This is a genomic window from Microbacterium sp. Root322 (assembly GCF_001425645.1).
Lineage (GTDB): Bacteria > Actinomycetota > Actinomycetes > Actinomycetales > Microbacteriaceae > Microbacterium > Microbacterium maritypicum.
The window spans coordinates 214,910-228,229 of sequence record NZ_LMCS01000001.1 but is presented as its reverse complement, the minus strand read 5'-3'; the positions used below and the strand labels follow the sequence as shown (position 1 = coordinate 228,229).

Annotated in this window: 10 protein-coding genes; 4 read left to right on the top strand and 6 right to left on the bottom strand. The window is 68.1% G+C overall.

Annotation, left to right across the window (positions count from 1 at the left end):
- Positions 1-91: 91 nt before the first annotated feature.
- On the top strand, positions 92-1,801 hold the full coding sequence (locus tag ASC55_RS01095; RefSeq protein WP_055867645.1) for an ABC transporter family substrate-binding protein: 1,710 nt from the start codon (positions 92-94) through the stop codon (positions 1,799-1,801).
- A gap of 75 nt (positions 1,802-1,876) precedes the next feature.
- On the top strand, positions 1,877-2,632 hold the full coding sequence (locus tag ASC55_RS01090) for an alpha/beta fold hydrolase (RefSeq protein WP_055872392.1): 756 nt from the start codon (positions 1,877-1,879) through the stop codon (positions 2,630-2,632).
- Here the strand turns inward: ASC55_RS01090 and ASC55_RS01085 are convergent.
- Positions 2,627-3,865 carry an MFS transporter gene (locus ASC55_RS01085; protein ID WP_082524189.1) on the bottom strand — a complete coding sequence of 413 codons (1,239 nt, stop codon included), beginning with the start codon at positions 3,863-3,865 and terminating at the stop codon, positions 2,627-2,629. The genes ASC55_RS01090 and ASC55_RS01085 overlap by 6 nt on opposite strands.
- Entirely contained in the window at positions 3,862-5,244 is a 1,383-nt protein-coding gene (locus ASC55_RS01080; protein WP_055872391.1) for a glycoside hydrolase family 1 protein, read from the bottom strand. The genes ASC55_RS01085 and ASC55_RS01080 overlap by 4 nt, the downstream gene beginning before the upstream one ends.
- 223 nt (positions 5,245-5,467) lie before the next feature.
- Here ASC55_RS01080 and rpsT point away from each other — a divergent pair, with 223 nt between their 5' ends.
- The gene (gene rpsT / locus ASC55_RS01075) at positions 5,468-5,728 is read left to right on the top strand and encodes a 30S ribosomal protein S20 (RefSeq protein ID WP_017830351.1); all 261 of its coding nucleotides are present in this window, start codon (positions 5,468-5,470) and stop codon (positions 5,726-5,728) included.
- A gap of 105 nt (positions 5,729-5,833) precedes the next feature.
- On the opposite strand, the gene holA is transcribed toward rpsT, so the two are convergent.
- The 3 genes from holA to ASC55_RS01060 are packed head-to-tail and all read right to left on the bottom strand — an operon-like array spanning position 5,834 to position 9,850.
- Positions 5,834-6,871 carry a DNA polymerase III subunit delta gene (gene holA, locus ASC55_RS01070; protein WP_055867635.1) on the bottom strand — a complete coding sequence of 346 codons (1,038 nt, stop codon included), beginning with the start codon at positions 6,869-6,871 and terminating at the stop codon, positions 5,834-5,836.
- A gap of 40 nt (positions 6,872-6,911) precedes the next feature.
- Positions 6,912-9,215, bottom strand: a complete 2,304-nt coding sequence (locus ASC55_RS01065) for a ComEC/Rec2 family competence protein (protein ID WP_235563065.1) — start codon at positions 9,213-9,215, stop codon at positions 6,912-6,914.
- 20 nt (positions 9,216-9,235) lie between these two features.
- Positions 9,236-9,850 (bottom strand): ComEA family DNA-binding protein, encoded by a 615-nt coding sequence (locus tag ASC55_RS01060; RefSeq protein ID WP_055872390.1) that lies wholly within the window; start codon positions 9,848-9,850, stop codon positions 9,236-9,238.
- Between the two features lie 185 nt (positions 9,851-10,035).
- Between ASC55_RS01060 and ASC55_RS01055 the strand changes: the two genes are divergently transcribed.
- Complete coding sequence (locus ASC55_RS01055; protein ID WP_055872389.1) at positions 10,036-10,674, top strand: phosphatase PAP2 family protein; 639 nt, start codon at positions 10,036-10,038, stop codon at positions 10,672-10,674.
- A 69-nt stretch (positions 10,675-10,743) separates the two neighbouring features.
- On the opposite strand, the gene leuS is transcribed toward ASC55_RS01055, so the two are convergent.
- Positions 10,744-13,320, bottom strand: a complete 2,577-nt coding sequence (gene leuS / locus ASC55_RS01050; RefSeq protein ID WP_055873071.1) for a leucine--tRNA ligase — start codon at positions 13,318-13,320, stop codon at positions 10,744-10,746.

Genomic DNA, 13,320 nt, shown 5'->3' with positions numbered 1-13,320 from the left:
CGGTTAGCCCATATTCACTCGCCGCCCGGGCAATCGGGGATTCGGCGAACTATTCTCCCCTTATGACACGCCGCAAGGCGAAAGGAGCACCATGAAGCAGTACAAGCTGATGGGAGCGCTGGCACTCACCGGCGCTTTCGCACTCGCGCTCAGCGGGTGCGCTACCGGCACCACCGGTGGTAGCGACAAGGGCGACAGCGGCGAAGCAGCCGGTGTCGAGATGGCGAACTACAACCCGCAGCCGCGCGAGAACCTCAAGGAGGGTGGCACGGTCAACTTCGCCATCCGCGAGGTCCCGCCGCAGCTGAACTCGTTCAACAGCGACGGCAGCGCCGACACCGCGCGCATCGCCGCGTGGTACATGCCGCAGATCATCCTCATGAAGCCGGATGGCACGCAGTACAAGAACGACAACTACCTCTCCGAGTGGAAGAACGAGGTGAAGGACGGCAAGACGGTCCTGACCTTCACGTTCACCGACGAGGCGCACTGGAACGATGGCACCGACATGGACTGGACTGCCATCGACGCCACGTGGAAGGCCAACCGCTCCTACGACGAGGGCTTCAACCCGAACGCGACCGACGGCTACAAGGACATCGAGTCCGTCGAGCAGGGCGACACGGCCAAGACCGCCATCGTCACCTTCAAGGGCGAGTTCGCCTGGCCGCAGATGCCGTTCAACGGCGGCGTCATGCACCCCGCGCTCGCTGACCCGACCACCTTCAACGAGGCGATGATCGAGAACCCGCACCCCGAGTGGGGCGCAGGTCCGTACACGATCAACGAGTTCGACGCCAACAAGGGCTACGTCTCGTTCAAGCCGAACCCCGAGTGGTGGGGCGATGCACCCCTGCTCGACGAGGTCACGATGACCGGCATGGACGCCCAGGCCGGCGTCAACGCCTTCAAGAACGGCGAGGTCGACATGGTCGAGACGGGCTCCCAGGAGCTCATCGATCAGGTCAAGGATGTCGACGGCGCCGTGGTCTACCGCGCACAGCAGACGGCGAACACCATCCTGCAGGTCGACTCGACCAAGCCGCAGTTCGAGGACGTCAAGGTTCGCGAGGCGTTCTTCAAGGCGATCAACATCGATCAGCAGAAGCAGATCGCTTGGAACGGTCTCGGATACGAAGAGGACCCGGCCGGCTCGCTGACCCTGTTCTCGTTCCAGCCCGGCTACTCCGACTCGATGAAGGCCGCCGGCTGGAAGTTCGATGTCGAGGGCGCCAAGAAGCTCCTCGACGAGGCCGGCTGGACGGAAGGCTCCGACGGCATCCGCGAGAAGGACGGCGTCAAGCTCTCCGTCGTGTACCCGATCTGGGCTGACTCCGCGACGCAGAAGGCGCTCGCACAGTCGCTGCAGGCTCAGGAGAAGGCGATCGGCATCGACGTCAAGGTCGAGGTCCGCCCGGCCAGCCAGTTCTCCGAGGACTACACCTCGAAGAACTGGGATGTCTCCGGACTCCGCTTCACCTCCTCCGACCCGTTCGGTGCCGCGTGGTTCTGCCAGCTGTACTGCTCGGACTCTGGTCTCAACCTGTCGGGTGTCGGTGACGCCGAACTCGACGCCGAGATCAAGGACAAGGTCGAGTCGCAGAGCGACCCCGAGGCGCAGACCGCTGCCGCGATGAAGCTCGAGCCCGAGATCTACAAGCGCTGGGGCCTCATCCCGCTGTACAACGGCCCGCAGATCTACACCGTCAAGGAAGGCCTGGCGAACCTCACGCCCGAGCCCTACGTCGGTCTCGACCTGTTCGGCATCACCCCGGTCGAGAACGTCGGCTGGGAGAAGTAACACTCTCTGACACACATCGTGTCGAAGCGGGGTCGGTGGTTCATCCACCGGCCCCGCTTTCCTTATGCTGAACCCGTGAGCGCCCAGATCGTCTTCGTGCATGGCATCCGCACCTCGGCCACCATGTGGCGATCTCAGGCTGCCCACCTCGAAGAGCGCGGCGCCGCGTTCACCGCCGTGGATCTGCCGGGTCACGGCACCCGCATGCAGGAGGACTTCACCCTTCACGAGGCGCTGCACACGATCGACGTCGCGGTGCGCGCCGCAGCCGAGAGGGGTCCGGTGCTCCTGGTGGGGCATTCCATGGGCGGCCTGCTGTGTCTCGCCTATGCCGGCGGGGCAGAGCGTCCGCCGGTCGCCGGGCTCATCGCCGCCGCCTGCACGTCGCTCCCCCGCGGCGCCGGTCTTCGCGCCTATCGCCTGTTCGCCCGGGTCGTCGATTCCCTCCCCGACCGTGGGATGTGGCTCACCAGACGGATGCTCGAGGCCACCATCCCCCTCGAGACCCGATCCGACTTCGCCGCAGGCGGGTACGCACTGGACACCCAGGACGCCGCGCTTCGCAGCCTGGCGGCACTCGACATCGCCGCTGCGATCCCCCGCGTCACGGTTCCTCTCTGGTTCGTGAACGGGCAGTACGATCAGCTGCGGCTCAACGAGTCGCTGTTCCGACGGCTCGCACCGCACGCCGAGCTCATCATCGTGCCACGGACGACGCACCTCGTCACCGCGATGCGACCGCAGATCTTCAACGCTGTGCTGCAGCTCGCCATCGCCACAGTGGAGCGGGATGTCGAGAGTGACCTGGAGCGGGACTCCTCGACCTCATGACGTCCTGACCGGCTGGCGCGCGAAGGCCGTGAGCAGCCCGCCGACGAGGGACAGCACCGCGGCCGCGACGAACACCAGCCAGAAGCCGCCCACGAGCGCGACCAGCCCCGCCCCCAGCACCGGTCCGATGAGCTGCCCGAGAGCGGCTGTCACGTTCACGACCCCGAGATCCCTCGCATGGTCTTGCTCGTCCGGCAGCAGGTCGGCGGCGAACGCGAGGCCCACCGTGGAGAACGCTCCGTAGCCGAGACCCATCAGGGCGGCAGCGACCATCGTCATCTCGAACGTCGGCACGAGCGCGATCGCCACCCCCGAGGCCGCCTGGACGACGGTCGCGGCCACCGCGAGCGTCCGCCGATTCCCGGTGCGGTCGGAGACGATTCCCGTGACCACCGAGGCGATGACCACGAACACCGTGTAGACGACGATGAGCAGCAGCAGGTTGTCCTGCGCCACCGCACTCGGCTGGCCGAGGCCGTGCAGCAGGAAGAACAGGAACAGCGCGGTTCCGAGCGCGTTGCCGACATTCGTCACGAGGCGCCCGGAGAGCATCCAGGCGAAGTCCCGATCTCGCAGCGAGGCCAGACGGCGTCGTCCGATCTGCTTCGGCCGCATCGCCTCCGTGGTCGGCGGATCCGGCAACAGCAGAGCGGTGGTCGTGCCGACCACCGCGATGACCCCCGCGAGCAGGAGATACCCCTCGTGGATCCCGAGGCCGAGAAGGACGACGAGCCCCACCCCGACCACGATGCCGACGGCCTGGCTGGAGCCGACGGCAGCAGAAGCGGCCCCACGCTGTGTCGTCGGCAGCTGGTCGGCGATGAGCGCGGTGAAGGCCGCCGACGACACGGCGACGCCGATCGACACTCCCACCCAGCCGGCGCCCACGGTCCACGGGTTTTCGGCGTAGCCCGTCAGCGCGAGACAGGCCGCGGTGAACAGTGCGCCGCCCACGGCCCACGGGCGACGACGGTGGCGTCCGGCCGCCGCACGATCCGAGAGCGCACCGGCGGCGGGGCCCGCGATGATCCCTGCGAGCCCGCCGATGCCGAGAACCAGTCCGGACGAGACGACACCACGGATCCAGTCGTCCTCCGGGGTATCGAGCTGCAGCGGCAGCAGCAGCTGGACGGGCGTGAGCTGCACGGTCCAGATCGCCAGCCACGCCAGCGTGAACAGCGACATCCATCGCGCCCCCGCCCGCACCGTGCGAGCGCCGGCGACCTCGGTCACCGCTTCTCCCCCGTCCCGGCCACCTGTGCAGCCGCTGCACGCGAGCTCGCCATGACCTCTCGATACCAGTCGTACGACGCCTTGGGCGTGCGCTCGCCCGTATCGAAATCGACGTGGACGAGACCGAAGCGCTGAGTGTAGCCGTCGGTCCACTCCCAGTTGTCCAGCAGGGACCACACCGTGTACTCCTCCACCGGCACCCCCGCATCGATCGCATCGCCGACGGCCGCGATGTGCTCGGCGAGGTAAGAGATCCGGTCGGCATCGTCGACGCGGGCGGCACGGTCGGGCTCGGGGAACGAGGCCCCGTTCTCACCGATGATCACGGGCGGCAGCTGCGGATGCCGGGCGTGCAGGTCGATCAAAAGATCGTGCAGAGCGCTCGGCATGATCGGCCATTCCGGACCGAACCCGGTCACCGGCACTCCGGGTGTGGGCACGATGTCGAACGGGATCGGGCTCTCCTCCGCTGCTGCGGTCACCGTGGTCGGGTTGTAGAAGTTGATGCCGTAGAAGTCGATCGAGCGGCCGATGGCTTCGAGGTCACCGTCCTGCACAGGCATCGGAGGCAGGCCGAGTGCTTCCAGGTCGGGGTACGAACCAGCGAGGAGCGGCTCGCTGAAGACGCGGTTGTGGATCAGGTCGTAGATCGCCGCCGCTTGGTGGTCCTCGGCGGTGTCGCGCAGCGGCAGGACCCAGGTGTGGTTGTTGACCAATCCGACCGATGCGGCACCATGCTCGCGCAGAGCGGCCGCCGCCCGAGCGTGGGCGAGCAGCTGATGGTGCGCGGTCGGCAGCGCGCCGAAGAGGAGCTGCTTCCCGGGTGCCAGCGCACCGACCGCATAGCCTTGGAGCGTCGTCATGGCGGGCTCGTTCAGGGTGTACCAGTGCTGCACACGGTCGCCGAGACGATCCGCCACGATCGCTGCGTAGTCGGCGAAGCGCTCCGCCGTGTCCCTCTCGAGCCAGCCGCCGCCCGCTTCGATTCTGCTCGGCATCTCCCAGTGGAACAGGGTGGGAAACGGAACGACTCCCGCGTCGAGGAGAAGATCGACCAGACGGGAGTAGTGATCGAGCGCCACCCCGTCGCCGCATCCGAGGCCGTCCGGCTGTACGCGGGCCCAGGGGATCGAGAACCTGTAGCGATCGAGCCCGAGCCCGGCTGCGAGAGCGACGTCGGCCTCGGGGTGTCGATAGCTGTCACAGGCCGGGTCTGCGACCGAACCGTCGAGGATGGCTCCCGGCCTCTCGAGGAAGTCGTCCCAGATCGATCGTCCTGATATCCCGGTGGGGCGCGACCCCTCGATCTGGAAGGCCGAGGTCGCCGCGGACCAGCGGAGCCCTGAGGGCAGGGACGAACGAGAGGACTCGGGGGTCATGTGGGCTCCTTGACATCAGTGTCGGGATAGTGATGATTCTGCACCCGGTACCATCGAAAGCGCGACGGCGTCTCGTGTTCCCGTCGCCGTTTCGCGTCAACAGCCCGTCTGCTGGTAGACTCGACTCTTGGCTTGCGTGTGGGTTCTTCCCTCACGACCGCTGTGCAGCAGCCCTCTTCTGCTGCCGGCATTCCGAACACTCCTGTACAGAAAGCGTCCACACGTGGCAAACATCAAGTCGCAGATCAAGCGCAACAAGACCAACGAGAAGGCGCGCGAGCGCAACAAGGCCGTGAAGAGCGAGCTCAAGACGGTCATCCGCACCACTCGCACGGCCGTCTCCGCCGGCGACAAGGCAGCCGCAGAGGCTGCCCTGAAGAAGGCCGCCGTCAAGCTCGACAAGGCCGTCAGCAAGGGTGTCCTGCACAAGAACCAGGCGTCGAACCGCAAGTCGGCTCTCGCCAAGCAGGTCGCTTCCCTCTGAGCCGAAGCTTCTGAGAAAGGCCCGTCCCGTCATCGGGGCGGGCCTTCTTCATTGCCTCGGAAAGGTCATCGCCTCGGCGAGCCGGACGGATCCGGAGGCGATCGGCTACTCCCCGAACGGCTGACGCGTGGCGATCACGGTGACCATGCGCTCGAGCGCGAAGATCGGGTCACGAGCGGCACCCTTGACCTCACCGTCGGCCCTCGCCGTGGCCTGGATCGCCATCCCGAGCGAGCGCTCGTTCCAGCCTGCGAGGTCGCGGCGGGCACGATCCACCTGCCAGTCCTTCATGCCCAGGCGCTGAGCGAGCTGGCGGCTCGGCTCGCGGTTGCCGGCGACACGCGCCATGGTGCGCAGCTTCATCGCGAACGCCGCGACCATCGGCACGGGGTCGGCGCCCGATGAGAGCGCATGGCGGAGGGCGATGAGGGCCTCACCGTACCGACCGGCGATCGCCGTGTCTGCGACGACGAAGGCCGAGACCTCGACACGGCCACCGTAGTACTTGGTGACGATCTCTTCGGAGATATCGCCCTCGACGTCGCCGATGAGCTGCTGACAGGCCGCAGCGAGCTCGGTGAGATCGTCGGCGAATGCAGAGACCAGAGCACGCAGAGCGGGAGGCGCGATGCGCTTCTTCGCCGCACGGAACTCGCCGGCGGCGAAGTCGACCCGGTCACTGTCGCGCTTGATGGCTGGGCAGGCGATCTCGATACCGCCGCCGTTCCCGGCGCGAAGCGCGTCGAGAAGCTTCTTGCCGCGCACACTGGCGCCGGTGTGGCGAAGGATGACCGTCGCCCCCTCTTGCGGGTTGTCGAGGTAGGACACCGCCTCCTGGATGAACGCATCGGAGCATTTCTCCACACCCGAGACACGTACCAGGCGGGGTTCTCCGAAAAGCGACGGTGAGGTGAGAGAGAGCAGCGTTCCAGGAGCGTAGTCATCGGCGCGGACGTCGCTCACTTCGAGTGCAGGGTCTTCGGCCCGGAGGTAGTCGCGGACACCGGCGATCGCTCTCTCGGCACAGACCTCTTCCGGGCCCGACACGAGCACGATCGGGGCGGGGTGCGGCTCGCGCCAGGAGACCTGAGGAATCTTGGTGGGCTTCGCGCCGCCGCGGGAGGGGGTTCGCGAAGCTGCCATGGATCCAGCCTACCGGCGGTGGCCGACATGGCTCGGACTGTCACCGCCCCACCTGCTCCGTCCAGACCTGTAGCTCGCCGTCCCGGAGGCCGAGCAGGACGCGTCCCTGCTCGTCGGTGCGCAGCACATGCGCGCCGGTCGCGGCCAAAAGGTCGAGGGTCTCGGAGCGTGGATGGCCGTAGTCGTTGTCCGCTCCGACGCTGAACAGGGCCACCCGCGGCCGGATCATCTCGTACAGCCCTGGCTCCTGATCCGCACTGCCGTGATGAGCCACCTTGACCACCGCGTAGGGCGTCAGCCTCGCTGAACGCTGCAGCATGCGCTGAGGGGCTGCGGAGAGGTCGCCGAGGAAGATCGAGCGCGGCACTCCTCCCCCGTCGAACTCCATCACGACACTCGCGTCGTTGCCTTCGGGGAACGCGACGGACTTCCGCAGCGGCCAGAGCACTCGCCATGCCGCCTCGCCGAGCATGCCGTACTGGCCCGCCGAGACCTCATCGACGCTCGCGCCTCCCGCGACGAGGTCTTCGAGAAGACGTCGATCCGACTCTTCCGCGACCGGACCGTGCAGAGCCGTGGAGACTCGCCCCTGGACAGCGCCTATCCCGCCGACGTGATCGAGGTCGAAGTGGGTGAGCACGAGAAGGTCGATGCGCTCGATGCCGAGCGATCGCAGGCACGCGGAGAGAGGCTCAGGATCGGGCCCTACGTCGATGAGCGCGACCTCGGTCGCCGAGCGCACGAGCACTGCGTCTCCCTGTCCGACATCGCATACCGCGATGGCCCACCCCTCCGGAGCGGTCGCCGTGGCCAGGGGACCGTCGAGGAGCACACGGGATCCGGCCAGCGAAAGTACGACCACGAGGATCGCCGCCGCTCCTCGCCTCACCCACACGCTCGCGCGCGCGACGCTCGATCCCAGGTCACGGGAGGGTGCCCGAATCAGCACGATGGCGACCGCTGCACTCACCACAGCCACCAGCAGGGCACTGCCGGGCCCAGCGGGCACCAGGACCTGCGCGCCCGGCAACCGCGCGGTCGTGGCCGCAGTCGTCGCGATCCAGGCCGCCGGCAGCCACGCCGAGGACGCGAGCAGATCAGCGAGCGCCGGCAGGGGCGCCGCGATGCAGGCGAGGAGCCCGATCACTGTCGCCAACGGAGCTGCCGGAGCGGCGATCAGGTTCGCGGCGACGCCGATCAGCGACTGCTGCGGGGCGAACAGAGCGATGATCGGCCCACACGCGAGCTGCGCCGCCAGCGGCACAGCGACGGCCAGGGCGACGGGATGGGGCATGCCCCGGCTCAGGCCCCGCGCTAGCGGTGGAGCGAGGAGGATCAACGCGCCGGAGGCGACCACCGACAGAGCGAACCCGGGTGTCGCCGCCAGCCATGGATCCGCCAGCAGAATCCCGGTCGCGCACAGGGACAGCATGCCGGCGCCGGCGCTCGGCCTGCCCAGGAGCACCGTGAGCATGCCCACAGCCGCCATCACGCCTGCCCGGATCACGCTCGGCTCAGGAGTGACCAGGACGACGAATCCGGCAAGTCCTGCGAGGGAGAGCCCGACGCGCATCCCTCGCCCGCCGCCGCACACTGCCGTGAGCCAGAAGAGTGCACCGACGACGATCGCGCAGTTCGCACCGCTGACGGCGGTGAGGTGGCTGAGGCCGCTGATGCGCATGTCTTCGTTCAAAGCAGGCGTCACCGCACGGGTGTCGCCCACCGCGAGGCCGGGTAGAAGGCCGGATCCTGGCTCCGGCAGGCGCAGCGACCGTTCGACGAACGCGCCCTTGAGAGCTGCCGCGACTCCGAAGGCACCCGACGCGGGTGAGACGACCTCCGCGTCACTCGCGAAGACGACCAGCGCCGAATGCTCCCCCGCATCGGTCACCGAAGACTCTCCCACCACCCGGATCCGCGCTCCGAGGTCGAAGCCTTCGGCTGGATCGACGCCGAGGCGCACCGGCGCGCTGGAGTCGGCCGGATGCCCCGGCGGACCGAGCGTGGTCGTCGCCGCTTCGAACCACAGCCGCCCGTCTCGTCCGACCGAGGCGGAGGATGTCACCTGGGCAGTGATCTCGACGACCCGCCCGTCCCATTGCATGGCCGCCTCCCGCGCGGGGAGGGCGAACCCGACGCAGGCCGCCGCCGCTGCCATCGTGGCCAGCACCACGACCACGAAACCCCCGTGGTCGTGGTGACCACGCGCGCCGTGCGGCCGGCGCCTCACGAAGGCCAGCACTCCCGCGGCAGCTGTCATGCACGCGCCAGCACACGCCCACGCGACCGCCGGGAGCAGCACGCACAGCAGCACCACGCCCCACACCGCCACTGCGAGCGGCACCAGCCGAAGATCACGCGCCCTCACACTCTGACCCCGTCGCGGAGTCCCGCGAGCAGCTTCTCGCCGATTCCGGGCACGGCGAGCAGATCATCGACCGACGTGAACCTGCCGTTCTCCTCCCGCCAGGCGATGATCCGCTCCGCGAGTGCCGGTCCGATACGCGGCAGCGTCTCCAACGCGGCCTGATCCGCGGCGTTGAGGTCGATGCGGTCATCGCCCGGTGGCGGTGCTGCGCTGCCGGGCGCACCGCCCGCCGCACCGGCTGCCGGCACCACGACCTGCTCCCCGTCTTCGAGCACACGTGCGAGATTGACCGCAGCCAGGTCGGCATCGGGGGTCGTCCCGCCCGCGGCCGCCAGCGCATCGACGAGTCGCGCGTCGAGATCGAGCACGTAGAGCCCCGGCTTCTCGACGGCGCCCAGAACGTGCACGTAGAGATCGCCGGACGGCTCGGCGCCGGATCCGTTCCCCGATCCGGCATCGGTCAGCGGCACCGATTCGACCGGGGCCGCCTGCCCTCGCATGATGCCGAGCCCGACAGCAGCCGACAGCACGACGAGCGCCAGCACCACCGCCGCGCCTATGCTCAGCCGCAGGCGATGACGGGGCGGAAGGGGTGCCTGCGGGGATGCCATCCGGCCACGTTAGGCGGGCGGCGTGACCCCGGTCGGCGCCTCGGACATCAGCCGTGGACAAGTGTCTGAGACGGCGCCCCGTGCAGGAGATCGGCCAAGTGCACGCAACGTCTCCTCCGTCCGACCGATGCGGCTACTTCTCCGGACGGATGCTCTTCGGATGCCCTTTCCGTACGTTCGTAGGCATGCCTTCGACACGTCTGCCCGCGCGCAGTCTCCTGCCCGTGGTCCTCACGATCTGCACCGCGGCCCTCCTGCTGACGATTCCGATGCCCGGCAGCGTGAGCGTGCTCGGCACGCGGTGGCTCCATTCCACCGCCGCCGGAATGCCCGGACTCGAGCTGATCTCCGACGCGGGACTGATGCTGCTCGCAGCCACGACGGCCGTGTCTCTGGGACGCACGTGGTGGAGTCATCCGGAACGCCGACCATGGATCGTGATGGCCGCCGCGGGTGTCGCTCTCGCATACGTCCTGAGCGAGGGCGGGAAGCTCATCTTCGCCCAGGAGCGCCCGTGCACCGTGTGGCTGATCGCCGCCGAATGCCCGCCTCCGGGAGACTGGTCGCTGCCGTCGAATCACGCGACGCTCGCGTTCGGTGCTGCTGCCGCCATCGCTCTGACGGTCGGGCGTTCCTGGCTCACCTGGTCGGCGATGGCGCTCGCCACGGTGGTCGCGGTCGCGCGGGTCGCCCAGGGCGTCCACTATCTCCACGACATCGCGCTCGGTGCGCTGCTCGGTGTCGCCGTCCCGATCATCCTCGTCGCGTTTTCGGAGAGACTTCGAGAATCTCTGCACACCGGATCGCCGGCACGCCCCGAATGAGATCAGGGACCTCGCGGCGTACCGCGGGGCCCCTGACCGGATCATCGTCCTCCGTGGAGGAAGAGGCGATCAGCCCTTGACGACGAAGCTCACGATCTTCGGCGCACGCACGACGACCTTCACGATCTCGCGGTCGCCGATCGACCGGATCACGCGCTCGTCCGCGCGTGCCAAAGCCTCGAGCTCCGACTCGCCGATGCGGGCGGAGACCTCGAGCTGGGCGCGCACCTTGCCACCCACCTGCACGACGGCGGTGATCTTGTCCTCGATCAGCAGCGCCGGGTCGGCGGAACGCCACGTCACCAGGCCGACGGAAGGCTCGTGGCCGAGGATCTCCCACATCTCCTCTGCGGTGTGCGGAGCGATGAGGTCGAGCATCACGGCGATCGTCTCAGCGGCCTCGCGCACAGCGGGGTCGGCTGCGCCCGCTGCGCCGTCGATCGTCTTGCGGGTGGTGTTCACGAGCTCCATCAGGCGGGCGACCAAGACGTTGAACTTGGTCTGCTCGACCAGGCCCGGCGCTTCGGAAAGGAGCTTGTGCGTCGCACGCCGAAGAGCGGCGTCGCCACCGTCGAACACCACATCGACCGGGCTCGATACCTCGCCGGCGATGCGCATCGCGCGCGCCAGGAACTTCTGAGCGCCGGTCGTCGAGACGTCAGCCCAGTCCTTGTCGTCCTCCACAGGACCGGCGAACGCCAGCCCCACGCGCAGGGCGTCGGCGCCGTGGGCGTCGAGCTCCTCCTGGAAGAGAACCAGGTTGCCCTTGCTCTTGGACATCTTCTGCCCGTCGAGCAGCACCATGCCCTGGTTGATGAGGTTCGAGAAGGGCTCGGTGAAGTCGATCAGCCCCATGTCGAACAGCACCTTCGTGATGAAGCGCGCGTACAGCAGGTGCAGGATCGCGTGCTCGACACCGCCGATGTACGAGTCGACCGGCGCCCAGCGGGAAGCCTGGGCCGGATCGAACGCCACCGTGTCGCTGTTCGGCGAGAGGAAGCGCAGGAAGTACCACGAACTGTCGACGAACGTGTCCATCGTGTCGGGGTCACGCAGCACGGGCTCACCCGTGTGCGGGTCGGTCGTGCGCACCCAGCTCTCGGCGCCACCCAGCGGCGACGTGCCCTTGGGCTTGAGGTCGAGTCCCTCGACGCTCGGCAGCTTGACGGGGAGCTTGTCCTCGGAAACCGGGATGATGCTTCCGTCCTCAGCGTGCAGCATCGGGATCGGCGTGCCCCAGAACCGCTGACGCGAGATGAGCCAGTCGCGCAGACGGTAGTTCTTGGCGGCACGACCGGTACCGGTGGCCTCCAGCTGCTCGATGGCCCGCGCGATGGCGTTGCGCTTGGAGAGTCCGTTCAGCGCCCCGGAGTTGATCATGCGACCCTCGCCCGTGAGCGCGATGCCGGTGGTCGCGGGGTTCTGCTCCTCGAGCGCGGCACCGGTGTCGATCGGCACGCCCTCCTCGTCGACCTCGATCACCGGCATGGCACCGGTGACGGGGGCCGTCGTGTCGACGACCACCTTGACGGGCAGGTCGAACGCGCGGGCGAAGTCCAAGTCGCGCTGGTCGTGTGCCGGGACGGCCATGACCGCGCCGTGACCGTAGTCGGCCAGCACGTAGTCGGCTGCCCACACGGGCAGCTTCTCGCCGTTGACGGGGTTGATCGCGTAGCGCTCGAGGAAGACGCCGGTCTTCGGACGGTCCGTGGACTGCCGATCGATGTCGGTCGCCTTCTGCACCTGCTCCAGATACGTCTGGAAGCGCTGGCGCACCTCGTCCGGAGCGTCGGCTGCGAGCTCCGACGCCAGGTCGGAGTCGGGGGCGACCACGAAGAACGTCGCCCCGTGCAGGGTGTCAGGACGCGTCGAGAACACCGTGACCGGCTCCTCGCGACCCTCGATGAGGAAGTCGACGTCGGCACCCACCGAGCGACCGATCCAGTTGCGCTGCATCTGCAGCACCTTGTGCGGCCAGAAGCCCTCGAGCTGGTTCAGGTCATCCAGCAGACGGTCGGCGTAGTCGGTGATGCGGAAGTACCACTGGGTGAGCTTCTTCTTGATCACCTCGGCGCCGCAACGATCGCAGCGTCCGTCGACCACCTGCTCGTTCGCCAGGACCGTCTGGTCGTTGGGGCACCAGTTGACCGGACTCTTCTTGCGATAGGCCAGACCGCGCTCGTACAGCTTCAGGAACAGCCACTGGTTCCAGCGGTAGTACTCGGGGTCGGAGGTGTGCAGCACCCGGCTCCAGTCGAACGAGACGCCGTACGCCTCGAAACCGACCTTCTGCTGCGCGATGTTCTGGTAGGTCCACTCCCGCGGGTCGGCACCCTGACGGATCGCCGCGTTCTCGGCGGGCAGACCGAAGGAGTCCCAGCCGATCGGGTTGAGCACGTTGTGCCCGCGGTGGCGCCAGAAACGGGCCACGATGTCGGAGTAGAGGTAGTTCTCGGCGTGCCCCATGTGCAGGTCGCCCGAGGGATAGGGGAACATCGCCAGCACGTACCGCCGCGGACGCGTGTCGTCGTCGCCGCCCGTGAGGAACGTGCCGTTGTCCGCCCAGTACTTCTGCCACTTGTTCTGGATGGCGTGCGCCGACGGGGCCTCGTCGTCGGCAGGAGCGGTGGACAGGTTCTCAGACAA